Raw genomic sequence first — 25205 nt, 5'->3', positions numbered from 1 at the left:
CGGCCCCCGGGCACGTCTCACGCGCGCGTGCACACTCCGGTCAACCATCCGTCGCTCGCTCCGGCCCCGGGACCCTACGATCGCTCCGAGCGCGCGGTGGCCGACCCTCGCGAGCGCCCACACCGGCCGAACGCCGCACGCCACGCGCGCGAGTGCGACACCGGCCCGCGCGGTGCACAGGCGTGTCTCACGTGGCCCGTGAACCCCGCGTGCCGATCCCATGCGAGTCCGGGCACCCCAGCGCCGGTCCCCGCCAGGCCCGAAGGGCACCCCAGCGCCAGTCCCCCGCCGGGCCAGGCCCAGGCCCAGCCAAGCCCGAACCGCCGGCCCCAGCCCCCGCCGAACCGCACCGCTCCCGGACGAGACCTGAACCCGGCCCCGCCCGAACCGCGCCGCGCCCAGGCCAGGCCAGGCCAGGCCAGGCCCAAACCGTCAGTCCCGTGCCAGGCCGAACCGGGCCCGCAACCCCGTCGTCCGTTCGTCCGCCGCGACCGCTGCCGCGCCGGCTGTCACCGTCTCGTAGACCGACAGGATGTCCGCGCCCACCGTGGACCAGTCGAAGCGTCGTACGTGGGCGCTGCCGCGTTCGCGTAGTTCGGTGCGGCGGGCGGGGTTCTCCAGCAGGTGTACGGCCGCCTCGGCGAGGGCGTCGGCGTCCTCGTTGGCGAAGAGTTCGCCGGCCTCGCCCTGGTCGAGGACCTGGACGAAGGCGTCGAGGTCGGAGGCGAGTACGGGGGCGCCCGCCGACATCGCCTCGACCAGGATGATGCCGAAGCTCTCGCCGCCGGTGTTGGGCGCGACGTACAGGTCGACGCTGCGCAGGAAGCGGGCCTTGTCCTCGTCGCTGATCATGCCGAGGAACTCCACGCGCGCGCGTAGCTCCTTCGGGAGGTCCTCCACGGCCGCCTCCTCGTCACCCCGGCCGGCGACCAGAAGGCGGGCCTGGGGGCGAGCCGCCAGGATCTTCGGCAGAGCCTTCATCAGGACCGGCAGGCCCTTGCGGGGCTCGTCGATACGGCCGATGAAGCCGATGGTGTCCCCCTGCCACTCCGGCTTCGGCTCGGCCTTGGCGAAGAAGTCCACGTCGACGCCGTTGGGGATGACCACCGCGTCCCCGCCGAGGTGCTCGACCAGGGTGCGCCGGGCGTACTCGCTGACCGCGATCCGCGCGCTGATCTTCTCCAGGGCGGCCTGGAGGATCGCGTACGCGGCGATCATCGCGCGCGAGCGGGGGTTGGAGGTGTGGAAGGTGGCCACGATGGGGCCCTGCGCCGCCCAGCAGGTCAGCAGGCCCAGCGAGGGCGAGGTCGGCTCGTGGATGTGGACCACGTCGAAGGCGCCCTCGTGCAGCCAGCGCCGTACCCGCGCGGCCGACAGGAAGCCGAAGTTCAGCCGGGCCACCGAGCCGTTGTACGGCACCGGAACCGCGCGGCCGGCCGAGACGACGTACGGCGGCAGCGGGGTGTCGTCGTCGGCGGGGGCGAGGACGGAGACCTCGTGGCCGAGCCGGAGGAAGTACTCGGCGAGGTCGCGGATGTGGAACTGGACGCCACCGGGCACGTCCCAGGAGTACGGGCAGACGATCCCGATTCTCACGAGGGTCCCTTCGCGGGGTCGAGGTCGGCGAGCCACAGCCGCTGGAGCATGTGCCAGTCCTCCGGATGGTCGGCGATCCCGGTGGCGAAGGCGTCGGCCAGCGCCTGTGTCATCACAGACGTCTTCTCCGCGCGCGTGCCTGACTCCGGTACCTCGACCGGGGGATGCACCTGCCCCTGCATGACGGGCGAGTCGTCGTACCAGAGGGTGACCGGCAGCAGCAGCGCGCCGGTCTGCTGGGCGAGCAGCGCCGGGCCCGCGGGCATCCGGGTCTTCTCGCCGAAGAAGTCGACCTCGACCCCGGAGGCGGACAGGTCACGGTCGGCGACGAGGCAGACCAGGCCACCGTCGCGCAGCCGCCGGGCCAGGGTGCCGAAGGCGGAGCCCCCGCTGTGCGGCAGGACCTCCATGCCGAGGCCCTCGCGGTAGGCGACGAAACGGTCGTAGAGCGTCTCGGGCTTCAGCCGCTCGGCGACCGTCGTGAACGGGGTCTCCAGCTTGGTGGTGACCCAGGCGCCGGCCAGGTCGTAGTTGGCCATGTGCGGCAGCGCGAGGATCACGCCCTGCGGGGAGGCCAGCCCGTCGGTGAGGTGGTGAACGTCCTTCGGGTCGAAGCCCGTCCTTATGCGCTCGCGGCTCCAGGCGGGCAGCCGGAAGGACTCCATCCAGTAGCGCAGGTACGAGCGCATGCCCGCGCGGGACAGTTCGGCGAGCCGCTCGGGGCTCGCGCCGGGCACCACGCGCGCGTAGTTGCTCTCCAGCCGCCGCACGCCCTTGCCGCGCTGTTTCCAGGCGGCGTCCGCGATGGTGCGGCCGAGCCGGACCGCGACGGGTTCGGGGAGCTTCTTGACGGTGCTCCAGCCCAGGCCGTACAGCGTGTCGGTGAGCCGCTCCGCGGTGCTCATTTCGCGGCCTCGCGGGGGCTCTGCCGAGCGGCCTCCTCCGCCTCCGCGGACTCACGGCGGACGGTGACGACCCGCTGGACCAGCGTGACCAGGCTGCCGGCGGCGACGATCCACAGGGCGATCGGCAGCAGCCACTGGATGCCCGGCACACCGAACGTGTGCAGACCCGCCAAACCGGCCGCGACCAGCGAGATCACCAGCCGCTCGGCGCGCTCCACGAGCCCGTTGACGGCGACCGGCAGCCCGATCGACTCACCGCGCGCCTTGGTGTACGACACCACCTGGCCGCTGGCCAGACAGAAGATCGACACCGCGCACAGCACGTTGTCGTTCCCGTGGCCCGCGTACCAGAGCGCGAAGCCGCCGAAGATCGCACCGTCGGCGACCCGGTCCAGGGTGGAGTCCAGGAAGGCACCCCAGCGGCTGGAGCGGCCCAGCTGGCGCGCCATGTTGCCGTCGACCAGGTCGGAGAAGACGAACAGGGTGATGACGACCGTGCCCCAGAAGAACTCGCCCCGGGGGTAGAAGACCAGCGCGCCCGCCACCACACCGGCCGTGCCGATGAGCGTGACCGTGTCGGGGCTCACCCCCCGCCGGATGAGAAACGCGGCGAACGGTGTGAGGACACGCGTGAAGAATGCACGCGCGTACTTGTTCAGCATGGCCTTCCCGACGGTCGTGTCGCCGCGGCCCTGGTGGCCTCCGGCTGGCCCATCGTAGCCACGCGCGCGCGTGCGTGACGGGCGGGCACCCACAGCCCGTGCCACGAACCGGTGTACGCGCCCGTGCGCGGGGCGTGCGCGGCGCGATCGGCGTCCGCGACCGTCGTTCGTATGGACGCAGCGTGACGGGAGTGGAAAGCTCGAATAACCGCGGGCGTCGCCGGAGCCGCCAGAGCACGCGGGTTCCGCGTGTCCGCGCCCACAGTGACCTCACCGTGCACGGGAGGCAGGATCATGGGCGACAAGACACAGACACACCCCGGGGCCGCCGGCAGGGCTCTTGAGGCCGACCAGCCCGCGTCCGTACGGAACGTGGTGCTGGTCGGCCACTCCGGTTCGGGCAAGACGACCCTGGTGGAGGCCCTCGCACTGACCGCGGGGGCGCTGAACCGGGCGGGCCGCGTCGAGGACGGCGGCACCGTGTCGGACTACGACGAGATCGAGCACCGCCAGCAACGCTCCGTACAGCTCTCCCTGGTGCCGGTCGAATGGGACGGCATCAAGATCAATCTCCTGGACACACCCGGCTACGCCGACTTCGTCGGGGAGCTGAGGGCCGGTCTGCGCGCCGCGGACGCGGCCCTCTTCGTCGTCTCGGCCTCGGACGGGGTGGACGGCTCGACCCGGATGGTCTGGGAGGAGTGCGCGGCCGTCGGCATGCCCCGCGCGATCGTGATCACGCACCTGGAGGCCGCGCGCGCGGACTTCGAGGAGATGACCCGGACCTGCGCGGAGGCCTTCGGCGGGGACGACCCCGACGCCGTGCTCCCGCTGTACCTGCCGCTGCGCGGCCCGGAGGGCCCCGACGGGCACGCGCCCGTGACCGGGCTGGTCGGGCTGCTGTCACAGAAGCTGTTCGACTACTCGACCGGGGAGCGCAAGGAGTCCGAGCCCGGCGCGGACCAGCTGCCGGACATGGAGGAGGCCCGCAACCGGCTCATCGAGGGGATCATCGCCGAGAGCGAGGACGAGACCCTCATGGACCGCTATCTCGGCGGCGAGCAGATCGACGTCGAGACGCTGATCGACGACCTGGAGCGGGCCGTCGCCCGCGGCTCGTTCTTCCCCGTCCTGGCGGCCGCCCCGGCAGCCGACGGCGCCAGGCAGGGCCTCGGCACGGCCGAGCTGCTGGAGCTGGTCACCGGCGGCTTCCCGACCCCGTTCGAGCACCCACTGCCCGAGGTCAGCACCATCGGCGGCAAGCCGCGCGAGCTGAAGCCGTGCGACACCGGCGGCCCGCTGGTCGCCGAGGTCGTCAAGACCTCCTCGGACCCCTACGTCGGCCGGGTCTCCCTGGTCCGCCTCTTCTCCGGCACCCTGCGCCCCGACCAGACGGTGCACGTCTCCGGGCACGGGCTCACCGACCGCGGCCACGAGGACCACGACGTCGACGAGAAGGTCGGCGCGCTGTCCATGCCCTTCGGCAAGCAGCAGCGCCCGGTGACGCACGCCGTCGCCGGCGACCTGGTGTGCGTGGCCAAGCTGGGCCGTGCCGAGACCGGGGACACGCTGTCCGCGAAGGACGACCCGCTGCTCGTGGAGCCCTGGCGGATGCCCGACCCGCTGCTGCCGCTCGCCATCCAGGCGCACAGCAAGCCCGACGAGGACAAGCTCTCGCAGGGCCTGTCCCGGCTGGTCGCCGAGGACCCGACCATGCGGCTGGAGCAGAACCAGGACACCCACCAGGTGGTCCTGTGGTGCCTGGGCGAGGCCCACGCGGACGTCGCCCTGGAGCGGCTGCGCAGCCGCTACGGCGTCCAGGTCGACGTCGTCCCGCACAAGGTCTCCCTCCGGGAGACGTTCGCGCACAAGGCGAGCGGACGCGGCCGGCATGTGAAGCAGTCCGGCGGGCACGGGCAGTACGCCATCTGCGAGATCGAGGTGGAGCCGCTGCCGGGCGGCTCGGGCATCGAGTTCGTGGACAAGGTGGTCGGCGGCGCCGTACCGCGCCAGTTCATTCCGTCCGTCGAGAAGGGCGTGCGGGCACAGGCCGCCAAGGGTGTCGCCGCCGGGTATCCGCTGGTGGACGTGCGGATCACGCTGCTGGACGGCAAGGCGCACTCGGTTGACTCCTCCGACGCCGCCTTCCAGACCGCGGGCGCGCTGGCGCTGCGGGAGGCCGCGGCCGACGCGCGGATCCATCTGCTGGAGCCGGTCGCCGAGGTGTCCGTGCTGGTCGGCGACGACTACGTGGGCGCCGTGATGAGCGACCTGTCGAGCCGGCGCGGCCGGGTGCTCGGCACCGAACAGGTGGGCTCCGGGCGGACCGTGATCCGGGCCGAGGTGCCCGAGTTCGAGATCGGCCGGTACGCCGTCGACCTGCGCTCGCTGTCGCACGGCACGGCCCGCTTCGACCGGACGTACGCCCGGCACGAGCCGATGCCGCCGCAGATCGCCGAGCGGATCCGCGAACAGGCGGACGAGTCGGTGTAGTTCACCGACGCCTCAGGGGCCCGGTGGTCGGGCGGCTTCGGCCGTCCGCCCACCGGTTGTCGGTGGCGGCGGATACGCTGATCACCTGATCGCGCCGTGCCGCAGTCGTCCGGTGGTGGTGGGGATTTCGGCGCGACGGCCTGTTCAACAGGTCCGCAACAGGTGTGCGGGGCAAGGAAGTCGGGAAGGCCGCAGAAGCGACACGGCGGCGAGGGGGCGGGAATGTCGATCGGAACGGAGTGGGACGGGCCGCAGGTGCCCGTCTCGGGTGACGCGAGTCAGGCGGCGACCGCGGCGTTGGCCTCCGCGGCGTACCGCGACAGCCCGATCGACGACATCAAGAAGGCCGACAACGACTGGCACGAGTCGACGGTCAAGGCCGGCCGGATCGCGCTGCTGAAGCCCAATCTCGGTGAGGCGTTCTCGCGGGCCGTGGTCGCCCGCATGCTCGCCCCCGGCCGCAAACCGCTCATCCAGTCCTTCGGCTCCGAGCCGCAGTTCGTCGTCGAGCACTGTCTCGCGGCCAACAACATCCGTCGTGAGCGCGACAACCGCCTGGCCGCCGTCACGGCACTGTGCGGAGTGGTGTTCCTGCCCGGCCTGATCGTCTGGCTGCTCGTCTTCCAGCTGCGTACGTACATCGCCAAGCGCGACGACAAGCGGGCCGGATCGCTGGCCACCGCGCTGCTCCTCGCCGTCGGCGCGGTCGCCGTGCTGTTCCTGATCAAGATGCCGTTCACCGGCTTCTGGGCGTGGTACGCGCGCCTGGCCGTCGTCATGCCCGTCCTCGGCTGGTTCTGGGCCAAGCGGATCTGTGAGAACACCGCCAAGGACCTGCGGGCCCGCTGGGACGGCCTGCTCTCCGGCACCAGCGTCGGCGCCAAGGTCCCCGAGGCCGTGCCGCGCGGCCCCAACCAGACCGCGGCCGAGGAGCTGCGCCAGTCGCTGGCCCGGCTCAGCGCCGAGCAGCAGTCCAACTCGGTCTTCTACGCCGGCCCCAAGGGCATACTCGGCATGGGCACCCGCTGGGGCGCCTGGCAGCTCGCCGAGGACCTGCTGCCCGCCGACCCGTCCCGGGAGATCCACCCGTTCCGCAGCTGGGACGTGGTCCGCGCGATCCACGACCAGCTCGGCCTGCTGCAGCGCGGCCCGCTGAACACCGGCGGCTTCCCCAAGCCCTCCATAAAGCACTGGATCGTCACACCGATCGGCGAGAAGGCCGCGGCGGTGTCCCGGCCCGAGGGCACGGACGTCGAGGCGTTCCAGATCAAGCCGCACGCGATACAGGACATCTGCAACAAGCAGCAGTTCGGCAGCGGCGACCGGCACTACCTGGGCGTGCAGTGGACGCTGTGGGACGGCCAGCTGATCATCACCATGCTGATCACGGTGACGGTGCTGCACCAGACGCTGCGCATCGAGGTGACCGGGCACGCGCTGGGACCGGTGAACCCGCTGTTCACCTCCAAGCCGGAGGCGCCGACCAAGGAGGTCTCCAAGTCGCTCAAGCCCTGGGAGACCCGCACGATCAAGCTGCCGTTGGTCGGCACCGACGAGGTCGTACGGCTGGCCGCGCGCGCCCCGCTGACCTGGTATCCGCCGCTGCTCAACTGGCTCGGCGGCTCGCTCGCCCTGCCCGAGCCGTTCGGCCTGCGGCACGCCTGGGCCGACCAGCCCTGGCGGCACCGCTTCATGGCCGACGACGCGCTGCGCGCGGCCACCCCGGTGCTCCGGGTGGTGCACTCGGCCGCGATCCGGGTGCTGGAGGAGAACGGCGTGGACACGGAGAAGTTCGGCGCCCGTTCGGCGTTCCTCAGCGGCAATGTGCAGGACCCGACGCCGAGGAAGGCCGACCTGTACGACGCGTGAGCGGTGCCCTCACCGGAGGGCACCCCACGGCTACGCCGGCCACGCCTCCGCCAGCATCTTCCTCGTGTCGGCCAGGAGCTGCGGCAGCACCTTGGTGTGGCCCACCACCGGCATGAAGTTCGTGTCGCCGCCCCAGCGCGGGACGATGTGCTGGTGCAGATGGGCGGCGATGCCGGCGCCCGCGACCGTGCCCTGGTTCATGCCGATGTTGAAGCCGTGCGCGCCGGACGCGGTGCGCAGGGCCGTCATCGCCTGCTTGGTCAGCTCGGCCAGCTCGGCGGTCTCCGGCCCGGTCAGCTCGGTGTAGTCGGCGACGTGCCGGTACGGCACGGTCATGAGGTGGCCGCCGTTGTAGGGGTACAGGTTGAGCACGGCGTACACGTGCTCACCGCGCCGGACGATCAGCCCGTCCTCGTCGGACTTGGCCGGAATCGTGCAGAAGGGGCAGCCGTCGTCGGCCCCCGGGCCGGTCGGCTTGTTCTCGCCCTGGATGTACGCCATCCGGTGGGGCGTCCACAGGCGCTGGAACGCGTCCTGCGTCCCCACTCCGATCTGCTGTTCCGGCTCACTCGTCATGCCATGCAGCATATGGCGTCCCACCTGCGGGCAGGGAAAGGCCCCCGAGGAGAACCCCGGGGGCCTCGGAATCAGGCGGTTCAGACCTGTGCCCGCTCCACCACGACTTGAGCGATCTTGGCGATGGCCTCGTCGAACGGGATGCCGTTCTCCTGGGAGCCGTCGCGGTAGCGGAAGGACACCGAGCCGTTCGACATGTCCTCGTCGCCCGCGATGACCATGAAGGGCACCTTCTGCTTCTGGGCGTTGCGGATCTTCTTCTGCATACGGTCGGAGGAGGAGTCCACCTCGACGCGCAGGCCCTTCTTCCGGGCCGTCGCCGCGAACTTCTCCAGGTACTCCACGTGCGCGTCGCCGACCGGGATGCCGAGCGCCTGGACCGGAGCCAGCCACGCCGGGAAGGCACCCGCGTAGTGCTCCAGGAGGACCGCGAAGAAGCGCTCGATCGAGCCGAAGAGGGCGCGGTGGATCATCACGGGGCGCTGCTTGGAGCCGTCGGGGCCCGTGTACTCCAGGTTGAAGCGCTCGGGCAGGTTGAAGTCGAGCTGGATGGTCGACATCTGCCAGGTCCGGCCGATCGCGTCCTTGGCCTGGACGGAGATCTTCGGGCCGTAGAACGCGGCGCCACCCGGGTCCGGGACGAGGGGCAGGCCCTGCTTCTCGGCGACCTGGCGCAGCGTCTCGGTCGCCTCCTCCCAGACCTCGTCGGAGCCGACGAACTTCTCCGGGTCCTTGGTGGACAGCTCCAGGTAGAAGTCGGTCAGACCGTAGTCGCGCAGCAGGCCGAGGACGAAGGTGAGCGTCTTGTCCAGCTCCTCGGACATCTGCTCACGGGTGCAGTAGATGTGCGCGTCGTCCTGCGTGAAGCCGCGGGCGCGGGTCAGACCGTGCACGACACCCGACTTCTCGTACCGGTACACGGTCCCGAACTCGAAGAGGCGCAGCGGCAGTTCGCGGTAGGAGCGGCCGCGCGCGTCGAAGATCAGGTTGTGCATCGGGCAGTTCATGGGCTTGAGGTAGTAGTCCACGCCCTCGTCGAGCTGCATGGGCGGGTACATGCCCTCGGCGTACCAGTCCAGATGCCCGGACGTCTCGAAGAGCTTCCCCTTCGTCGCGTGCGGGGTGTAGACGAACTCGTAGCCCTCTTCCTCGTGGCGGCGCCGCGAGTAGTCCTCCATGACCCGGCGGACGATGCCGCCCTTGGGGTGGAAGACGGCGAGGCCGGAGCCGATCTGCTCCGGGATGGAGAAGAGGTCCAGCTCGGTGCCGAGCTTGCGGTGGTCGCGCTTCTCGGCCTCGGCGAGGAAGTCCAGGTAGCCCTTCAGCTCGTCCTTGGACGGCCAGGCGGTGCCGTAGATGCGCTGGAGCATCGGGTTCTTCTCGCTGCCGCGCCAGTAGGCGGCCGCGTTGCGCATCAGCTTGAACGCCGGGATGAGGCGGGTGGAGGGCAGGTGGGGACCGCGGCAGAGGTCCTTCCAGCACAGCTCGCCGGTCTTGGCGTCCAGGTTGTCGTAGATCGTCAGCTCGCCGGCGCCGACCTCGACGTCCGCGCCGTCGTCGTGGGACGCGGAGCCCTTGAGGCCGATCAGCTCCAGCTTGTACGGCTCGTCGGCCAGCTCCTCGCGGGCGGCCTCGTCGGTGACCACGCGACGCGAGAAGCGCTGCCCACGCTTCTGGATCTCCTGCATCTTCTTCTCGATGGCCTTGAGATCCTCGGGCGTGAACGGCTTCTCGACGTCGAAGTCGTAGTAGAAGCCGTCCTTGACGGGCGGGCCGATGCCCAGCTTGGCCTCGGGGAAGATCTCCTGCACGGCCTGCGCCATGACGTGGGCGGTGGAGTGGCGCAGGATGTTCAGGCCGTCCTCGGACGAGATCTCGACGCCCTCGACGGTCTCGCCGTCCTTGACCTCGTAGGCGAGGTCCTTGAGCTCGCCCCCGACACGCGCGGCGATGATCGAGCGCTCGCCCGCGAAGAGGTCGGCGGCCGTAGTGCCCGTCGTCACCACGCGTTCTTCCCGCTCGGAATCGCGTTGGATGATCACACGGACGTCTGACACCGGTCTCTCCTGACTGAAGGTGGGGTGCGGCGCCATACCAGGAGCGCGCGCACAGGCGATCGTACCGACCCGACCGCACCGACCGCTAAACGGTCACCCTCAGTCCCCGTCCCCGTACTCTCCCGGCCCCCCGTCCCCGCAGGCCTCCTCGAAGAAGTCCAGGTTCTCCTGGAGGGCCTTCATCAGCCGGTCCCGCTCCGCCTCGTCGACCTGGACGGGGACGACCCCGGAGGCTCCGGTGAGCCGGCGGAAGCCGCCCCGGCGCTCGAGCCGGCCGTGCACGCGCACCGGGAGTCCGACGAGGTGGGCGTGGCCGGCGATGCGGTAGTCCTCCTCGTCCAGGGTGACGCGGAGATGCGGGACCTCGGCGCCGGCGAGGACGCGCAGCCGTACGGTGCCCTCGCCGCCGGGTCCGGAGCGGCGCATGCGGACCACGGCGCCGGTGATCAGGACCGGCACGGAGGGTTCCTCGCGCAGATAGCGGGCGGCGGCCTCGCGCAGCGCGGGCAGGTCGCCCGGGGAGAACTCGACGGGTTCGGCGGAGGGGGCGCAGCCCTCGGGGACGCCGGCGCCGGGTGCCCAGGCGACGGCGATCCGGGCGCCCTCGGTGCCCCGGACGAGCGCGGCGAGCGCCTCGGTCAGCTCGCGGCTGACCCCGGCCTCGACGGCGCCGTCGAAGGCGTCCATGCCGCCGGTGGCCCGCTGGTAGTCGATGGCTTCGCGGGCTGCGAAGAGGGCCTGGTGGAGGCGGACGGCGAGGGGCCGGCCGGTGGGCACGGGCGCGAACGCGGTGAGGGTGCGGCCCTCGGCGGCGGGGCCGACCAGGACGTCGTCCAGCAGGGAGAGCGCCGCGCGGCGGTGGCGGGCGCCGTGGTAGCCGGCACGCGCGCGGGTGGCGAGCGCGGCGGCGAGCAGCATCTGCCGTGCGGCGCCGCGCAGTTGCTCGTCGGCGCTCCAGGGCGCGGCGCCGACGGGCCCGCCCGGGGTGTCCCGCCACCAGCGGATCTCGTCGCTGGGCACGGCGAGGGAGATCAGCACCTCGCGCGCGGCGGGGGTCTCGCTGCGGGCGAGGGCGTCGAGGGCCTCGCCGAGCAGGTCGTCGCTGTCGGGGAAGGCGCGGCTCTCCGGCACGAGCAGGCTGGTGCCCGCGCCGCCCGGTCCAGGCGGGGTCCAGCGGCCGTACCGTCCCGGGGCTCCGCCCCGGCGCTGCCAGCCCGCCCGGTGCAGCAGGGCACCGAGCACGGCGGGGTCGACCCGGGCGGGGTCGGGGGGCCGGTGCCAGGCGGGGTCGTCGGGATGGGGCCGGACCTGGCGGGGCAGCTCCTCGTACGGACGGCTCCTCATGGCCTGCCTCCCGTCCCGACCCGCGTCATGATCTCGCAGAGCGCCCGGTCGTCGAAGATGCGCGTGGTCGGGATCCGCACGGTGGTCCGGTGCCGGCCGGTGACGGGGTGGCCGGCGAGGTTGACCCAGTAGCAGCAGTGCCTGAGGTCGAGCCGGTCGTGGCTGGCGCGCAGCCAGTCGTCCTGGGAGCGCGGGACGAGCATGACGACCAGGATCTTGTGCACCGAGACGGGTGTGCGGGCGAGCTTGCGCAGATGGTCGTTGTCGAGGGTGAAGGAGAACGTGCGCCCCGGAGGGTTGGGGGCGATCTGGTACGTGGCCTTCAGCTGCACCTTGATGGTGACCTCGTCGTCGACGGTGTGTCCGGGCGCGCTGTGGCTGACGTGCCAGTCGATGCCGTTGTCCGGGAAGGGCTGGGACAGCGAGCATCCCGCGGCGGCGGCGACCGCGTGCAGATAACCGACCTGCAGTGTCTCCATGCAGGCGGTGGTGGCGAGCGTGCCGCGGACGGTGCCCGGGCGATCGGGCAGCAGCCCGCCCCGCTCGGGCTGCGCTATGGCCATGACCAACAGCCTTCCAGGCAATGAGTGTCCCCGCTGCGGGCCGCTGAACTGCAAAGACCCGTACTCCTGTTGTCTCCCCCCGGCGTACGCCGCAAACAGCCCGGGTATCACCAAACGGGCAGAAGACGGAACGTCATCTGCGGTGGGTGAACGAGGAGTTGGGTTCAGATGACGACCTGGTACGAGGGGCCGCTGGCCGCCTTCGACACGGAGACGACGGGTGTGGACGTCGAGACCGACCGGATCGTGTCGGCCGCTGTCGTCGTCCAGGACGCGCCGGGCACCCGGCCCCGGGTGTCCCGCTGGCTGGTCAACCCGGGTGTCCCGGTGCCGGCGGCGGCGACGGCGGTGCACGGGCTGACGGAGGAGCACCTGCAGCACCACGGCCGCTGGCCGGCGCCGGTGATGTACGAGATAGCCGAGCAGCTGGCGGAGCACGCGGCGATGGGCCGCCCGCTGGTGGTGATGAACGCGCCGTTCGATCTGACGCTGCTGGACCGGGAGTTGCGCCGGCACCGGGCGTCCCCGCTGGACCGCTGGTTCGAGTCGGTGCCACTGCGAGTGCTGGACCCGCGGGTGCTGGACAAGCACCTGGACCGGTACCGCAAGGGCCGCCGCACGCTGACCGATCTGTGCGCGCACTACGGCGTGGAGCTGCAGGACGCGCACGACGCGGCGGCGGACGCGCTGGCCGCCCTGGACGTCGTACGGGCGGTGGGCCGGCGTTTCGCCACCCGGCTGGAGCGCCTCTCCCCCGCCGAGCTGCACGCGCTCCAGGCCAACTGGCACGCGGCACAGGCCCGCGGCCTTCAGGCGTGGTTCGCGCGCAGCGGCTCGGAGGAGATCGTCAGCACGGACTGGCCGCTGCGCCCGGAGCTGCCGGCGGCGGCATGAACACGCGGAAGGCCGGTCCGCTGCGGCGGCCCGCCCTTCTCCGGGTGGGCGATACTGGGTTCGAACCAGTGACCTCTTCGGTGTGAACGAAGCGCTCTCCCACTGAGCTAATCGCCCGGGAACGCACTGAACAATACAGGTCGAGGCGCCGATCCTTCAAACCGCTTCGAGGTAGCGCTCCAGCCCGCGCCGTCCGGCGGCCATCATCAGCCGGTGGTTGAGCCGGAAGACCGGCCGTCCCGGTACGGCCAGCAGTCTGAGCAGGGGCTTGCGTACGTCCACGACCTGCTCGTACCGGGCGAGGGTGCCGGAGCCGTGGGCGGTGACCGTCCAGCGGGCCCAGCCCTCGATGTCGCCGGAGACGGCGATCTGAAGGATCCCGGCGGCCGGGTCGTGGCGCGTCTCGTGTGCGGTGATGGTCATGGCGTACGGCAGCACGGACCGGATGGTGATGACACCGGTGCCGCCGTCCAGCCGGGTCACCGCCCGTACCTGCGGCCACCAGCGGGGATAGTCCTCGGGCCGCTCGAGCGCGGCGTACACGGCCGCCGGCGGGGCGGGCAGGGACCACAGGCTGAGGAAGCGGTAGTGGTTCCAGTCCATGACGGGAGTCTGCCCTGCGCGGTGATCTGAGTACGCGTACTCATGCGTCGCGCCGTGGCGCGGGCCACACTCGGGAGGCGAGCGCCGCCGCCCGTGCGACGGCGCTCGCCCGGACCCGGCCCGGCTACGGCATCCTGTCGCCGAGCAGGGCCAGGTTCTCGATGGCCGCGAGGCCGTAGAGCGCGGTGTCGTTGCTGGACACCCAGGCCGCCTCGCCGCCCTCGACCAGGGTGACCGGTCCGGTCAGCTTCTCCGTCTTCCACGGCGAGGACTCGGTGTAGCCGTCGGAGCCGTAGAACTTGGTCCAGGCACGCTTGGCCAGGGTCGCGTCGCCCGTCTGTACGGCGGCGTAGGCGTCGAGGCGCGAGTGGCCCTGGAAGAGCAGCAGGGTGCCGAAGTCGGAGCCGTAGCGGGCCTTCTGTTCGGCCTTGGTGGCGTTGAAGTAGCGGCAGTAGTCCAGGTAGGCCGACTTGAACGCGGGCATGTCGACCAGGTGGATCAGCTCGGCGGCAAGCTCGTTGAGGCCGAAGACCGCCGAGAGGTGGGACACGGCCACGACCGGCTTGTCGGCGACGGCGAACGTGCCGGTGTCGAGGTCGTACAGCCCGCTGCCCTGGACGAAGCCGTTGGGCTGGGCGGCGATGCCCTCCATCGTGGACAGCACGCGTGCCCTGGCCTTCTCCCACTTGGGGCCCTTGCGTTCCCACTCGGTGAGCCAGGCCGAGACCAGGCCGCTCCAGTCCGTGCCGAAGCCGATGGACAGGGCGTGCCGGTCGGGGGTGTAGGGGTCGGTGCGGACCTTGCGCTGCGGGTCGAGGACGAGGAACGTCTCGTCGGAGTCGACGTTGGCGTGCATGAGGTCGCCGACGCGTTCGTCGCCGGTGAGGAAGTAGTAGAAGCGCCGATACGTCGTGTTGGCGATGCGCTGCTGCTTGGCGCTGTCGCCGAAGTGCTGCACGCCGTGCCGGGTGCCGAGGCCCGCCCACGTGCCGAGGTGGTAGACGTCGACCTCGCCGGTGTGCCGGGTGAGCGCCTCGGCGAAGCGGAAGAGGTCGGAGCGGCCGCTGCGCAGGTACGCGTACCAGAGCCACAGGTCGGGCGAGAGCTCGGAGTTGTCCCAGGCGTAGCCGCCGACGTCGTAGCGCCACTGGTGGCGCACGGTGTCGTAGGTGTGCATGAAGTCGCCGTAGTCCCAGAAGCCGTACCAACGGCGTTGCTCCACCTGGTCCTTGTAGTAGGTGAACAGGAAGTCGAGGTGGTCCTCGATCTTCGCCTTGGCGGCGGTGGAGCGGTCCGGCTCGGAGAACAGGCCGGGGCCGAAGACCTTGGCCCTGATGAGCTGCCTGGGCGGGGCGGCGAGCTGCGGCAGCACCCGTACGGCCTGCACCTGCTGGGCGAGGGTGTCGGCGTCGGGGGTGGCGTCGTTGGCCCAGAAGAGGAGTTCGGAGGTGCGGGCGATGCCGTAGGGGGTGCCGAACTCGGGCTCGTAGTCCTCGTAGGTGGTGTTGAGGCCCTCGAGCTGCTTGGCGTAGGTGTCCTGGCCCATGCCGTCGTGGTAGAAGCGCAGGTCCATGGGCTGGGCCTCGGGCGACCAGAGCCAGAGGGTGACGGTGGCCTCGTCGGTGTGGGCGTCGCGGATGTCGAGCTGGGCGGGGAACTTCTCCCAGAAGTCCCTGAGGCCGAAGGAGAGTCCGCCGCTCACGCCGCCGACGTAGCCGAAGCCGGAGGCCCGCTTGCCGCCGCCTGCGGCGATCCAGCCGTAGCCCTGCTTGGTGCGCTTGCGCAGGGTGAAGCCGTCGGCGGAGAGCTGGGCGAGGGTGTAGTCGCCCCAGTGCGGGATGTACTGCAGGCGGGTGGTGACGCGCTGGTCCCAGGTGGAGGGGTCGGGCAGCTTCTGGCCCGCGTACTGGGCGGCCTGCACGGCGGCGCCGGGGTCGCGGCGCAGTCCGGTGATGCCCTGGACGGCCTCGCGGAGCAGTCCGGTGCCCTCGCCGCCGATGCGGATGTGCCGGTCGTACGCCGCGTCGCGCATCGGCACGGAGAAGCGGACGCCGAGCCCCCGGATGAAGTCGCCGGAGGCCTTGCCGGGCTCCTGGGTGCCGTCGTAGGTGATGGTGTGCACCATGCGGAAGGAGTCGGCGCCGGCGTAGAAGTACAGCCGGATCGAGAACGGCAGCCAACTCCGGCTTCCCTTGCGGTGCTTGCCGTCGACGCGGACGACGGCACGGACCGGGCCGTCCTGTTCGACGGTGACGGAGTCGATGGCACCGTCGAACCGCTCGGTCTTCACCGTGCCCTGATCCTCGTCCTCGACCTCGGGCTGCCGGATGAGGACGAGCCGCCCGTTCCTGGCGATCTCCGTCGAACCCCGGGTGACGGACTTGATCAGCGTCGAGCCGTCCTTGCCGATCCTCGCGGTGAGGACGCCGGTGGAGACGTCGATGGTGCCGCCGTTCTGGTCGACGGTGACCTTCTTGTCGGGTGCGGCGGGCGTCCCGGCGGTGAGGGTCAGCTTGCCGTTGCCCGAACTCACCGCGTGGGCGGTCCACTTGAGGGAGCCGTCGGGCCAGTAGGCGAGCGGCCAGGTCTGGACGGGGACGTCCTTGCCGCCCTCGTCCGTGAGCGCGAAGGCCTGGTCCTCCTGGTAGGCGCCCATGGGCCAGGGCACGCCGACCGTGGCGCCGGGCGCGGCGCCGAGGCCGCCGTCCTCCAGCCAGCCCAGGGTCACGGGGTCGGCGCCGCCGGCCGCGGCTCTCGGCGCGGCCTCGGCGTCCTTGGCCCCGAGCGCCCAGCTGAACTGCGCGGCGGCTCCGGCGGCGGCGGCCGCCTTGAGCAGGGACCTGCGGGGGATGGGAGACATGCTCGTTCCTTCCATGACTGGCTGGTCAGGGGCATGACAGAGAGGTGGTACGGCGCCCGGGGCGCCGACCCTGACAACGGGCACCGCCGGCTCAGCGGCGCCGGTACCGCTCCTCCACGGCGACGGCCGCCGCCGTGACGGCGCCGAGCACGGGCACCGCCAGCGGGGCGATGAGCAGGGCGGAACAGCAGGTGAGGACCGCTCCGCCGACGAGCAGGAAGGATCCGGCGGGGTCGAGGACGGTACGGCGGCCCGCCTCGGCGAGGAGGCCGCGCCAGGGGGTGCCCGGCGTCCAGACGGCCGCCGCGCGCAGCCCGGCGACGGCGATCCCGATCAGCGCGAACAGTCCTACGGCTCCCACCAGCGGCCCGCCGGGCAGCCCGGCCCGTACGGCCTGGACGTCCAGCCAGGCCAAAGCCGCAGCCACCCAGCCGGCGAGCCCGACCGCCCAGCCTCCGCGCAGGGCGGCACGGAAGTCGGCGGCGAACTCCCGCCATCCGCCGCCCTGGTGGCCGGTGCGGCGGCGCAGATGCCGCGCGCCCGCGGCGAAGGCGGCCGGGTAGGTGACGACTCCGAGCGAGGCCACCGCGATCCACACACCGGTCAGCAGACACTCGGCGAAGACGGCGAACCGCTCGGCGAACACGGACTCCCGGCGCGGTTTCACCCGTGCTTGGGCCATGGCGGGGTCAACCCTTCAGTCCGGAGGTCGCCATGCCGTCGATCAGATAGCGCTGGAAGGCGAGGAAGAACAGCAGCACGGGCAGCAGCGCGACCAGGGACATCGCGATCATCCCGCCGTAGTTGGCGGCCACACCGTCGGAGTCGCGGAACATCATCAGGCCCAGGGAGACCGTGTACTTGCCGGGCTCGTTGAGGTAGATCAGCGGGCCCATGAAGTCGTTCCAGGCGTTGATGAAGGTGAAGATCGCGCTGGTGATGAGCGCCGGCCGGGACAGCGGCAGCACGATCGACCAGTAGATGCGCAGGTGCCCGCAGCCGTCGAGCCGGGCGGCCTCGTCCAGCTCCCTCGGCAGGTTCCGCATGAACTGCACCATGAGGAAGACGAAGAAGGCCTCCGTGGCCAGGTACTTGCCGATCAGCAGCGGGGCGTAGGTGTTGACCCAGCCCAGCTTCTGGAACATCACGTACTGCGGGATCAGCAGCACGTGATACGGCAGCAGCAGTGTGCCGATCATCAGCGAGAAGAGCACGTTGCGCCCGGCGAACCGGATGCGGGCGAAGGCGTACGCGGTCAGCGAGCAGGAGATGAGCACGCCGACGACGGCGCCGCCGGCGTAGAAGAGGGAGTTCTGGAAGAACGTCCAGACCGAGATGTCCGCGATGCCGTCGGTGAGGCCCTTGAAGTTACCGAGGATCGGGTGGGACGGGAACAGCGTGAGGCTGTTGATGATGTCCTTGCTGGGCTTGAACGAGGCGCCGATCACCCAGACGACCGGGTAGAGGATCACCGCCAGGATCAGCAGGGCGCCGAGGTGCCAGGCGAGGGAGCCGGTGCGCTTGCGGCCGAGTCCGCCGCTGATGGGCTTGCTGGTGGATGGGGGTACCCCCGGCTCGAGAGAAGCCGAGAGATTGGGGGAACTCATCGGGCGTCCTCCTCGTAGTGCACCCACTTCTTCTGGGACCAGAAGAGGACGGCCGTCACCAGGGCCACGGCGAGCAGCAGCATCCAGGCCATGGCGGAGGCGAAGCCCATCTGGGCGTTCTTGAAGCCCTGCTGGTACAGGTAGCAGGTGTAGACGAGCGTGGCGTCGGCCGGGCCGCAGTAGGTGTTGGAGACGACGTAGGCCGAGCCGAAGATCTGGAAGGAGTGGATGGTCTCCAGCAGCACGTTGAAGAAGAGCACCGGGGAGATCATCGGCAGGGTGATGGTCCAGAACTTCCGGAAGGGCCCGGCCCCGTCCACCTCGGCGGCCTCGTACAGCTCCTTGGGCACCTGCTTGAGTCCGGCGAGGAAGATGACCATGGGCGCGCCGAACTGCCAGACGGTGAGGGCGACCAGACAGTACAGCACCCAGTCGGCGTTGCCGACCCAGCCGCCGACGTGCCAGCCGAAGAAGGACTGGGTACGGTCCACGATCGCGCCGTCGGAGAACAGCGACCGCCAGACGAAGCCGACCGAGACACTCGCGCCGATCAGCGAGGGGGCGTAGAAGGCGGCCCGGTAGAAGGCCTGGCCGCGCCGGCTCTGGGCGAGCAGCAGGGCCACCCCGAGGGCGAGCAGCAGCTTCAGTGGGGTGCCGATGATCACGTACTTCGCGGTCACCTCCACCGACTTCTGCCAGCGCGGGTCGTCGAACATCCTGGTGAAGTTGTCGAGCCCGACCCACTTCGGGGTGTTGAAGAGGTTGTAGTCGGTGAACGCGAAGTACAGCGAGGCGACCATCGGGCCCGCGGTCAGCAGCAGGAAGCCGGCGATCCACGGGGACATGAAGAGGTAACCGGCGAGGTTCTCGCGCCGGCGGCCCGGCCGCCCGGTGGTGGCGGAGGCGGCCGAGCGCGTCTTGCGGGCGGCGGGCACGGAGTCCTTGACGAGCGTCACGGCATGTTCCCCATCAGGCCTGGAAGGCGGCCTCGGACTCGGTGAAGAACTGCTTCACCGCGTCGGAGACCTTCGTCTTGCCCTGTCCGAGGTCGCCGCCGATGCGCAGGAAGGCGGCCTCGATGGTGTCGGCACCGGAGGGGTGCGGGGTGATCGTGCCGAGTACGCCCGCCTTGGCGGTGTCGGCCTCGTACTGCGCGATCTCCTTGTTGACCTCGTCGGCCGGCTTGAACGCGGCGTACTGCTCGGTGCTCGCGAGGATGCCGCGGTCGTAGCCCATGATCGTGCCGACCTGGGGGTCGTGGACCATGAAGTCGATGAACTGCGCGACCTCCTTCGGGTGGGAGGTGTGGGCGGAGGCGCTGAGCATCAGGGAGGCGAGGTACTGGCCGGTCTGCTTGCCGTCCGTGGTCGGAATCGGGGCGAGGCCGTAGGTGCTGTTGCCCTCCGCCGTGTAGCGGACGGTGAAGTTGTCCCAGGTGAACTCCGAGGCGCCGTGTCCGGCGGAGAGCGAGGACTTGGGCTTGTCCTGCTCGACGACCTTCGGGTCGGTGACGATCCCGGCCTTGACCCGGTTGTAGCCGTCGGTCCACCACTCCGTCAGATCGGCCTGGTCGAAGCCGAGTCCGTCCTTGGTGAAGAACGCCTTGCCGTTCTGGCGGAGGTAGAGGTCGTAGAGGTACATGATCGTGAAGTAGCCGGTGTCCCCGGGTACCTTCGTCCTGTCGTGGATGGTCTTCAGCGCCTTGAAGTAGTCGTCCCAGTTCCAGCCCGCGTGCGGTTCGACGCCCGCCTTCTGGAAGACCTTCTTGTCGATGACGAGCGCCATGGTGTTGGAGCCGACCGGAATGCCGAGCTGCTTGCCGTCGACCTCGCCGACCTTCGTGACGCCGTCGCGGAAGTGATCCAGGCTCAGATCGCCTGCTTTCGCCTGGGAGTTGAGGTCGAGCAGAATTCCGCGCTTGTCGTACTTCCGGAGAAATCCGACGGCGTTCTGGAAAACGTCCGGGGGATTTCCGCCGGCGGCCTGCGTCTGGAACTTCTCCCAGAAGGACTGGTACGTCTGGAAGTCCGTCTTGACCTTGATCTTCGGGTACTTCTTCTCGAAGAGCGCGATGGTCTGGTTGATCTTCTTGGCCCGCTCCTCGGCACCCCACCAGGAGTAACGGATCGTCACCGTCCCGTCCCCGGAACCGCTTCCGCCCCCGCAGCCGGCCAGTGTGCCGAGCCCGAGCGCGGCCGCCGAGACCCCGGCCGCCTTCAGGATCGTACGCCTCTCAGGATTCCTGCTGGTTCCCACAGTCGGGCCCTCCCCGCAGCATTGCCGCCGTCGCCGTGAATCGTTTCAAGTAAGCGCTTGCTGGCACAAGTTACGGAGGGGCCCGGGGTGCGTCAATGATTCGGACAGGATTTTCTTGCGGGTGCGGGGGGCTGAGGGTCGGGCTGCCGACAGTCGGCGCAGGTGAGGGGGTGTGCGGTCGGCGGGCCGAACGGAGGGGGTGGGAGCGGGGTTTGGCGGGGGCGGGGGGTGAGGCGGAGCGGGTGCTGCGGCGGCGGGGGTTCGGCGAGGCGCCGACGGGTGGGTTGGTGACTGCGGCTGCTGGAAGTACGAGACGTGAAGTGCTCTCCCCGACTGCAGCCGGGAGATTCCCGCCTCCCTTGCGGAGCGGACGTGACGCCTTGCGGGCGCCTGACAACTGCGCATCCGACAGCCGGGACGGGCGCGTGGCCCATCCGGTACAGCTGCAAGACGTTCCGGGCGGCGTTGTGGTCGGCGTCGCCGGACCAGCCGGCCTTCGCTCTTCCCGGCGTGGTGAAGCCGCACATCGAGCAGCGCCGGGCGGGAACCTTGTGCGGAGTGCCGCCGTGACGGGCGGTCTTGCAGGTCGGCATCGTCACGGTGCGTCCCCCTGCCTCCTGGCTGACGGAACGGTTCAGGCCGGACTTCTGCGCGACGCTCTTCCCGGGGTCCTCGATCGTGCCCCTGGCGCTCTTGACCTTGTCGGGGATGTCCAAGCCCGGCTTGCGGAGGCGCTCTCGGTGCGCGGCCCGCTGCTCCCGTCGGAACAGCCCGACCTTCGGTGGTTGCCGTCGGACAGGGCGAGAGAGAGTGTGATTCCGGCGTCGATGCCGACCGGGGGCGTCCTTGACCAGCCCGCTCCGGTGATCGGAATGCCTGCGTGGCGGAGCTGAAGCAGTTCAACGGCGACGATGACCACGTGCACCCGCTTGTGCACGATCCGCCCAAGGTCCAGCTCTCCAAGCTGGTCGACTCACTCACGGGCGTCTCCGCCCGGCCGCTCCGCGAGGAATGCGCTTCGCTGCGCAGTGAGCCCCTGGGCCCTGCCGGACGGTGACGCATACGCCGACGGCCCACCCGCTGTTTCGCAGATGGGCCGTCGGTCCGGGTGGGCGATACTGGGTTCGAACCAGTGACCTCTTCGGTGTGAACGAAGCGCTCTCCCACTGAGCTAATCGCCCGGACGCAGGAAGAACATTACCCCATGTCAGGGGGTGCTTCCGACCAGGCCGTGGGCCGGCGGACGCCCGGGGTGACGGGGCCGGCTCACTCTTCGTTGATCTTCCACGGCATGACGAGGCCGAACTTCCCCAGGTAGATCCCGGCCAGCGCCACGACGACGGTCAGCCCGATCGCGGTCAGCGTGATGTTGCGGCGGCGCACCCTGGGGTCGAGGGCTCGCTGGGCCGCCTCGGTGACCTTGCGTTTGGTCCAGCGGAGCACGAGCTGGGCCCAGACGAACTCGGTCGCCCAGATCGCCATGCCGCCGAAGATCACCACCCAGCCGGGTCCCGGCAGCGGCAGCATGATGATGCCGGCGACCACGACCGCAAGGCCGACCACGAAGACGCCGACCTGCCAGCTCAGGTGCAGGACTCGGCGGGCCTTGATGAATCCCGGCGCCCGGGACCCGAGCCCGGCCGCCTGCCCGGCCTCCCGCCCTGCTTCCCGACCCGCCGTCCGCGGGTCCGCCTGTGCCTTGTCCGCCGCCACGGCGGCCTCGCCCGACTCGTCACTCCCCGTATTCATACAGACAAACCCTACCGGAGCGAATCCAGTCACTGAAATGGTCGTAGATCCGGTACGAGTTCTCGGCCGGAAGAGTTACGTAAAGACACGCAAAACCCTCAGAGGGGTTTACAACGGCACCGTAGGTGGCATGTCGATTTCGCCGACGTGCGAATCCCCGAGCGCACACTGAGCGAAAGGCCCTGGCGCTTATGAACACCACGGTCAGCTGCGAGCTGCACCTGCGCCTCGTTGTGTCGAGCGAGTCCTCCCTGCCTGTCCCCGCAGGCCTGCGGTACGACACGGCCGACCCCTACGCCGTGCACGCCACCTTCCACACCGGAGCCGAGGAGACCGTCGAGTGGGTGTTCGCCCGCGACCTCCTCGCCGAGGGGCTGCATCGCCCCACCGGCACCGGCGACGTCCGCGTCTGGCCATCGCGCAGTCATGGTCAGGGCGTCGTGTGCATCGCCCTCAGCTCCCCGGAGGGGGAGGCGCTGCTCGAGGCCCCGGCGCGGGCCCTGGAGTCCTTCCTGAAGCGAACCGACGCCGCCGTGCCGCCCGGCACGGAACACCGGCACTTCGACCTGGATCAGGAACTCTCACACATCCTGGCGGAGAGCTAGGTCGCGGCCTCCGAAAGCAGCCCGGCGCCGTCCACTCGGGGAGACGGCTCGGGCCAAGACAACCGCATACGGCACAGCCCGGCGCCGTCACCGTGAGTGTTCACGGGGCGGCGTCGGCCTGTGCCCGCCCGGCCCCGCCGCGCCGGGAGACAGGCGGGACCGGGAACCCCGTCGGGCGTGGGGGCGTTCTCCCGGCACATCGGAGTCGGGCACAGGCCGGTGCGCCGGGCGCGATGTCGCTACCATCGGCCAGCATCGGCGGGCGTCGCCCGACCCCCCAGGCCAGGGAGCGAAACGTGCTGATCACCCACGACACCCGGTGCGCCCTAGACGCCGTGGTCGATCTGGTGAACACCGCGCCGGAGGACGGCGCGGCGGCGGACGGACTGCCCGACGTCCAGGCTCTCGCTGATTTCGTACAAAAACACGAATTCAGCGACGTCGGCGTGCTGTCGGAGTTCGACCTCTCCGCGGTGCGCAGGGTCCGGGGACGCTTCGCGGCGATCTTCGCGGCCCCGGACCCCCGGTCCGCCGCCGGACTGATCAACGAGCTGGTGGCCGCGGCCGGCACCACCCCGCGCCTGACGGACCACGACGGCTACGACTGGCACGTGCACTACTTCGCGCCCGGTGCCTCCGTGGCCGACCATCTCGCCGCGGACTGCGGGATGGCGCTCGCCTTCTTCGTGGTGGCCGGGGAGCAGGAGCGGCTGCGGCGCTGTGAGGCACCGGACTGCCGGCGCGCCTTCGTGGACCTGTCCCGCAACCGCTCGCGCCGCTACTGCGACAGCCGCACCTGCGGAAACCGACTGCATGTGGCCGCCTACCGGGCCCGGCGCAAGGAAGCGACGGGCTGACCGCGCAGCTCCGGGGCCCCTCCCCCTCCCTCCCCTCCCCCCGCTTTCTCAAGACGCTCGGCACACTCGGGTCGACGTCGGTCCCGGCGGGTGGCGCCGGGACGGACGTGTACGGCTCACAGCAACAGCAGGTCGTGCAGCGCAGCCATGAGGAGCAGACACCCGATCACCGCAAGGAAGATCATCAGCGGTGGCTGGGAAAGGGCGAAGAGGCACCCGCGCGGCTCGTCCTTCGGCGGCGCGGCCTCGCTCTGTGTCGTGTCCAGCATCTCGCGGAGATCATGGCGCAGGAGTGGGCCTGCACGCGATCACCATGCCATCGGTATGCGAGAGTTGCCGGATTCCGCGCCGTCTCGTCCGACTTGCTTCGGGTTGTGAACGGATCCGGACGCGCCCATGACGCACTGTGTCGTTTCCGTCCGAGCGGGCCTGCGTGCCCTTGGGCGTGCCCTTATGCCGCCGCACCCGTCATGCGGCCGTCATATGCCGTGCTTCTTGAGGATGGCCTCGATGTCGCTGAAGTCGTCGGTGGAGCCCGTGGCGCGCGGGGCCTTGGTGGATCCGGCCGCCGAGCGGTTCCCCGGGCCCAGGGAAGGCGCGGAGGCCGTCGGGGCCACGGCCGGCGCGGTCGCGCCGGCGCGGGCCGCTCTGCGCTCCGCCCGGGTGCCGCCGCGCCGGCGCTCGACCGCCCGCGTGCCCGCGAAGAGCAGCCAGGCCGCGCCCAGCACGCCGAAGCCCGCCCAGGCGGTCGGGCTGAAGGCGGTGTCGGCGAGCCAGCCGACGACCCCGGTCATCACCAGGCCGACCGGCACCAACGAGTAGGCCGCGATGCGGGCCGCCGCCAGGAAACGCTTGCGGTAGGCGGTGACCACCGCGATGCCCAGGCCCGCCGCGGACACGGCGGAGCAGACGGTCTCGGCAATCATCCGGTCCTCCTGGCTGGCTCGGTCGGGTGAAGGGTCGAAGGCAGAACACCGGCAGGGCGGCACACCGGCAAGGCACAACACGAGACGCGGCACGTCGTGGTGGCGTGCTTCGTCCCTTCCATCCTGCACCGCGCCGTCCCCGCGATGCCATGCCTCTGGCGGACATCAGGGACATCTCCGGGTCGTCTCCTCCTGGAGTGCCGTACGTCCCGATTGGGTCGGCCCGGCCCGGCCTGGAAGACTGGGCGGCATGAGCGACTCCTCCCCCGCACGCACCGACGCCCCCGTTCTCGACGTCTGGTGCGAGCTGCAGTGCCCTGACTGCCGCACCGCCCTGGACGACGTCCGCGCCCTGCGCGCCCGCTACGGTGACCGGCTGGAGCTGCGACTGCGGCACTTCCCGCTGGAGAAGCACAAGCACTCCTTCGCCGCCGCGCAGGCCGCCGAGGAGGCGCTTGAGCAGGGCAAGGGCTGGCCGTACGTGGAGGCCGTGCTGGGGCGGGTCGAGGAGCTGGACCGTGAGGGAGAACCCTTCCTGGTCGAGGTGGCCCGTGAACTCGGGCTGGACGCCGAGGAGTTCGACACCGCGCTGATCGACGGCCGGCACATCCTGATCGTGGACGCCGACCAGGCCGAGGGCAAGGCGATCGGGGTGACCGGCACCCCGACGTACGTCATCGGCGGCGAACGCCTCGACGGCGGCAAGAGCCAGGAGGGCCTGCGCGAGCGCATCGAGGAGATCGCCGACCGACTGCTCGCCGAGCAGGACGTCTGACCGCCACA

At 70.7% G+C, this 25205-nt stretch carries 23 protein-coding genes and 2 tRNA genes; 7 read left to right on the top strand and 18 right to left on the bottom strand.

The window, feature by feature from the left end; translation table 11 throughout:
• Positions 1-432: 432 nt before the first annotated feature.
• The 3 genes from ACH47Z_RS11080 to pgsA are packed head-to-tail and all read right to left on the bottom strand — an operon-like array spanning position 433 to position 3163.
• The gene (locus ACH47Z_RS11080) at positions 433-1596 is read right to left on the bottom strand and encodes a glycosyltransferase family 4 protein (protein ID WP_399072889.1); all 1164 of its coding nucleotides are present in this window, start codon (positions 1594-1596) and stop codon (positions 433-435) included.
• Positions 1593-2501, bottom strand: coding sequence for a phosphatidylinositol mannoside acyltransferase (locus ACH47Z_RS11075; protein WP_399072888.1), 909 nt, complete (start codon positions 2499-2501; stop codon positions 1593-1595). The genes ACH47Z_RS11080 and ACH47Z_RS11075 overlap by 4 nt, the downstream gene beginning before the upstream one ends.
• Entirely contained in the window at positions 2498-3163 is a 666-nt protein-coding gene (gene pgsA, locus ACH47Z_RS11070) for a phosphatidylinositol phosphate synthase (protein ID WP_399072887.1), read from the bottom strand. Before pgsA ends, ACH47Z_RS11075 begins: the two co-directional genes overlap by 4 nt.
• 294 nt (positions 3164-3457) lie before the next feature.
• On the opposite strand from pgsA, the gene ACH47Z_RS11065 reads away from it, so the two are divergent.
• Positions 3458-5656, top strand: a complete 2199-nt coding sequence (locus ACH47Z_RS11065) for an elongation factor G-like protein EF-G2 (protein WP_399072886.1) — start codon at positions 3458-3460, stop codon at positions 5654-5656.
• Positions 5657-5878: 222 nt separating this feature from the next.
• On the top strand, positions 5879-7525 hold the full coding sequence (locus tag ACH47Z_RS11060; RefSeq protein ID WP_399072885.1) for a hypothetical protein: 1647 nt from the start codon (positions 5879-5881) through the stop codon (positions 7523-7525).
• Between the two features lie 30 nt (positions 7526-7555).
• Here the strand turns inward: ACH47Z_RS11060 and ACH47Z_RS11055 are convergent, their stop codons facing one another.
• From ACH47Z_RS11055 to ACH47Z_RS11040, 4 genes are all read right to left on the bottom strand, one after another.
• On the bottom strand, positions 7556-8113 hold the full coding sequence (locus tag ACH47Z_RS11055; protein ID WP_399072884.1) for an HIT family protein: 558 nt from the start codon (positions 8111-8113) through the stop codon (positions 7556-7558).
• A 68-nt stretch (positions 8114-8181) separates the two neighbouring features.
• Complete coding sequence (gene thrS / locus ACH47Z_RS11050; protein WP_399072882.1) at positions 8182-10158, bottom strand: threonine--tRNA ligase; 1977 nt, start codon at positions 10156-10158, stop codon at positions 8182-8184.
• Between the two features lie 99 nt (positions 10159-10257).
• Positions 10258-11502, bottom strand: a complete 1245-nt coding sequence (locus ACH47Z_RS11045) for a hypothetical protein (protein WP_399072881.1) — start codon at positions 11500-11502, stop codon at positions 10258-10260.
• On the bottom strand, positions 11499-12065 hold the full coding sequence (locus tag ACH47Z_RS11040; protein WP_399072880.1) for a DUF4365 domain-containing protein: 567 nt from the start codon (positions 12063-12065) through the stop codon (positions 11499-11501). The genes ACH47Z_RS11045 and ACH47Z_RS11040 overlap by 4 nt, the downstream gene beginning before the upstream one ends.
• A 168-nt stretch (positions 12066-12233) precedes the next feature.
• Here ACH47Z_RS11040 and ACH47Z_RS11035 point away from each other — a divergent pair, with 168 nt between their 5' ends.
• Complete coding sequence (locus ACH47Z_RS11035; protein WP_399072879.1) at positions 12234-12959, top strand: 3'-5' exonuclease; 726 nt, start codon at positions 12234-12236, stop codon at positions 12957-12959.
• A 45-nt stretch (positions 12960-13004) separates the two neighbouring features.
• Here ACH47Z_RS11035 and ACH47Z_RS11030 read toward each other — a convergent pair.
• The 7 genes from ACH47Z_RS11030 to ACH47Z_RS11000 all read right to left on the bottom strand — a co-directional run bounded on the left by ACH47Z_RS11030 (position 13005) and on the right by ACH47Z_RS11000 (position 20285).
• Positions 13005-13076, bottom strand: a tRNA-Val gene (locus ACH47Z_RS11030).
• Between the two features lie 39 nt (positions 13077-13115).
• The gene (locus tag ACH47Z_RS11025; protein WP_399072878.1) at positions 13116-13562 is read right to left on the bottom strand and encodes an SRPBCC family protein; all 447 of its coding nucleotides are present in this window, start codon (positions 13560-13562) and stop codon (positions 13116-13118) included.
• A gap of 124 nt (positions 13563-13686) precedes the next feature.
• A complete protein-coding gene (locus ACH47Z_RS11020; protein ID WP_399072877.1) occupies positions 13687-16422 on the bottom strand; it encodes a Tat pathway signal sequence domain protein in 2736 nt (911 codons plus the stop codon).
• Between the two features lie 91 nt (positions 16423-16513).
• The gene (locus ACH47Z_RS11015; RefSeq protein WP_399072876.1) at positions 16514-17104 is read right to left on the bottom strand and encodes a hypothetical protein; all 591 of its coding nucleotides are present in this window, start codon (positions 17102-17104) and stop codon (positions 16514-16516) included.
• Between the two features lie 7 nt (positions 17105-17111).
• Complete coding sequence (locus tag ACH47Z_RS11010; RefSeq protein WP_399072875.1) at positions 17112-18029, bottom strand: carbohydrate ABC transporter permease; 918 nt, start codon at positions 18027-18029, stop codon at positions 17112-17114.
• Complete coding sequence (locus tag ACH47Z_RS11005; RefSeq protein ID WP_399072874.1) at positions 18026-18985, bottom strand: carbohydrate ABC transporter permease; 960 nt, start codon at positions 18983-18985, stop codon at positions 18026-18028. The genes ACH47Z_RS11010 and ACH47Z_RS11005 overlap by 4 nt, the downstream gene beginning before the upstream one ends.
• Positions 18986-18998: 13 nt before the next feature.
• Positions 18999-20285 carry an ABC transporter substrate-binding protein gene (locus ACH47Z_RS11000; RefSeq protein WP_399072873.1) on the bottom strand — a complete coding sequence of 429 codons (1287 nt, stop codon included), beginning with the start codon at positions 20283-20285 and terminating at the stop codon, positions 18999-19001.
• 880 nt (positions 20286-21165) lie between these two features.
• Between ACH47Z_RS11000 and ACH47Z_RS10995 the strand changes: the two genes are divergently transcribed.
• Entirely contained in the window at positions 21166-21342 is a 177-nt protein-coding gene (locus ACH47Z_RS10995) for a transposase (RefSeq protein WP_399072872.1), read from the top strand.
• A gap of 52 nt (positions 21343-21394) precedes the next feature.
• Here the strand turns inward: ACH47Z_RS10995 and ACH47Z_RS10990 are convergent.
• Positions 21395-21466, bottom strand: a tRNA-Val gene (locus tag ACH47Z_RS10990).
• An 85-nt stretch (positions 21467-21551) separates the two neighbouring features.
• Positions 21552-22034 (bottom strand): TIGR02611 family protein, encoded by a 483-nt coding sequence (locus tag ACH47Z_RS10985; protein WP_399072871.1) that lies wholly within the window; start codon positions 22032-22034, stop codon positions 21552-21554.
• 191 nt (positions 22035-22225) lie between these two features.
• Here ACH47Z_RS10985 and ACH47Z_RS10980 point away from each other — a divergent pair, with 191 nt between their 5' ends.
• Together ACH47Z_RS10980 and ACH47Z_RS10975 are read left to right on the top strand one after the other, a co-directional pair.
• Complete coding sequence (locus ACH47Z_RS10980) at positions 22226-22639, top strand: SsgA family sporulation/cell division regulator (RefSeq protein WP_004002642.1); 414 nt, start codon at positions 22226-22228, stop codon at positions 22637-22639.
• A 296-nt stretch (positions 22640-22935) separates the two neighbouring features.
• Positions 22936-23496, top strand: a complete 561-nt coding sequence (locus ACH47Z_RS10975; RefSeq protein ID WP_399072870.1) for a CGNR zinc finger domain-containing protein — start codon at positions 22936-22938, stop codon at positions 23494-23496.
• 116 nt (positions 23497-23612) lie between these two features.
• Here the strand turns inward: ACH47Z_RS10975 and ACH47Z_RS10970 are convergent, their stop codons facing one another.
• Positions 23613-23765, bottom strand: coding sequence for a hypothetical protein (locus ACH47Z_RS10970; RefSeq protein WP_167345734.1), 153 nt, complete (start codon positions 23763-23765; stop codon positions 23613-23615).
• 210 nt (positions 23766-23975) lie between these two features.
• Positions 23976-24422 carry a hypothetical protein gene (locus ACH47Z_RS10965; RefSeq protein WP_399072869.1) on the bottom strand — a complete coding sequence of 149 codons (447 nt, stop codon included), beginning with the start codon at positions 24420-24422 and terminating at the stop codon, positions 23976-23978.
• A 250-nt stretch (positions 24423-24672) separates the two neighbouring features.
• Between ACH47Z_RS10965 and ACH47Z_RS10960 the strand changes: the two genes are divergently transcribed.
• Positions 24673-25197 carry a DsbA family protein gene (locus ACH47Z_RS10960; RefSeq protein WP_399072868.1) on the top strand — a complete coding sequence of 175 codons (525 nt, stop codon included), beginning with the start codon at positions 24673-24675 and terminating at the stop codon, positions 25195-25197.
• Positions 25198-25205: the final 8 nt, after the last annotated feature.

The sequence above is a fragment of the Streptomyces sp. NPDC020192 genome (assembly GCF_044388685.1).
Lineage (GTDB): Bacteria > Actinomycetota > Actinomycetes > Streptomycetales > Streptomycetaceae > Streptomyces.
This window is presented reverse-complemented; position numbering and strand designations above follow the sequence as displayed.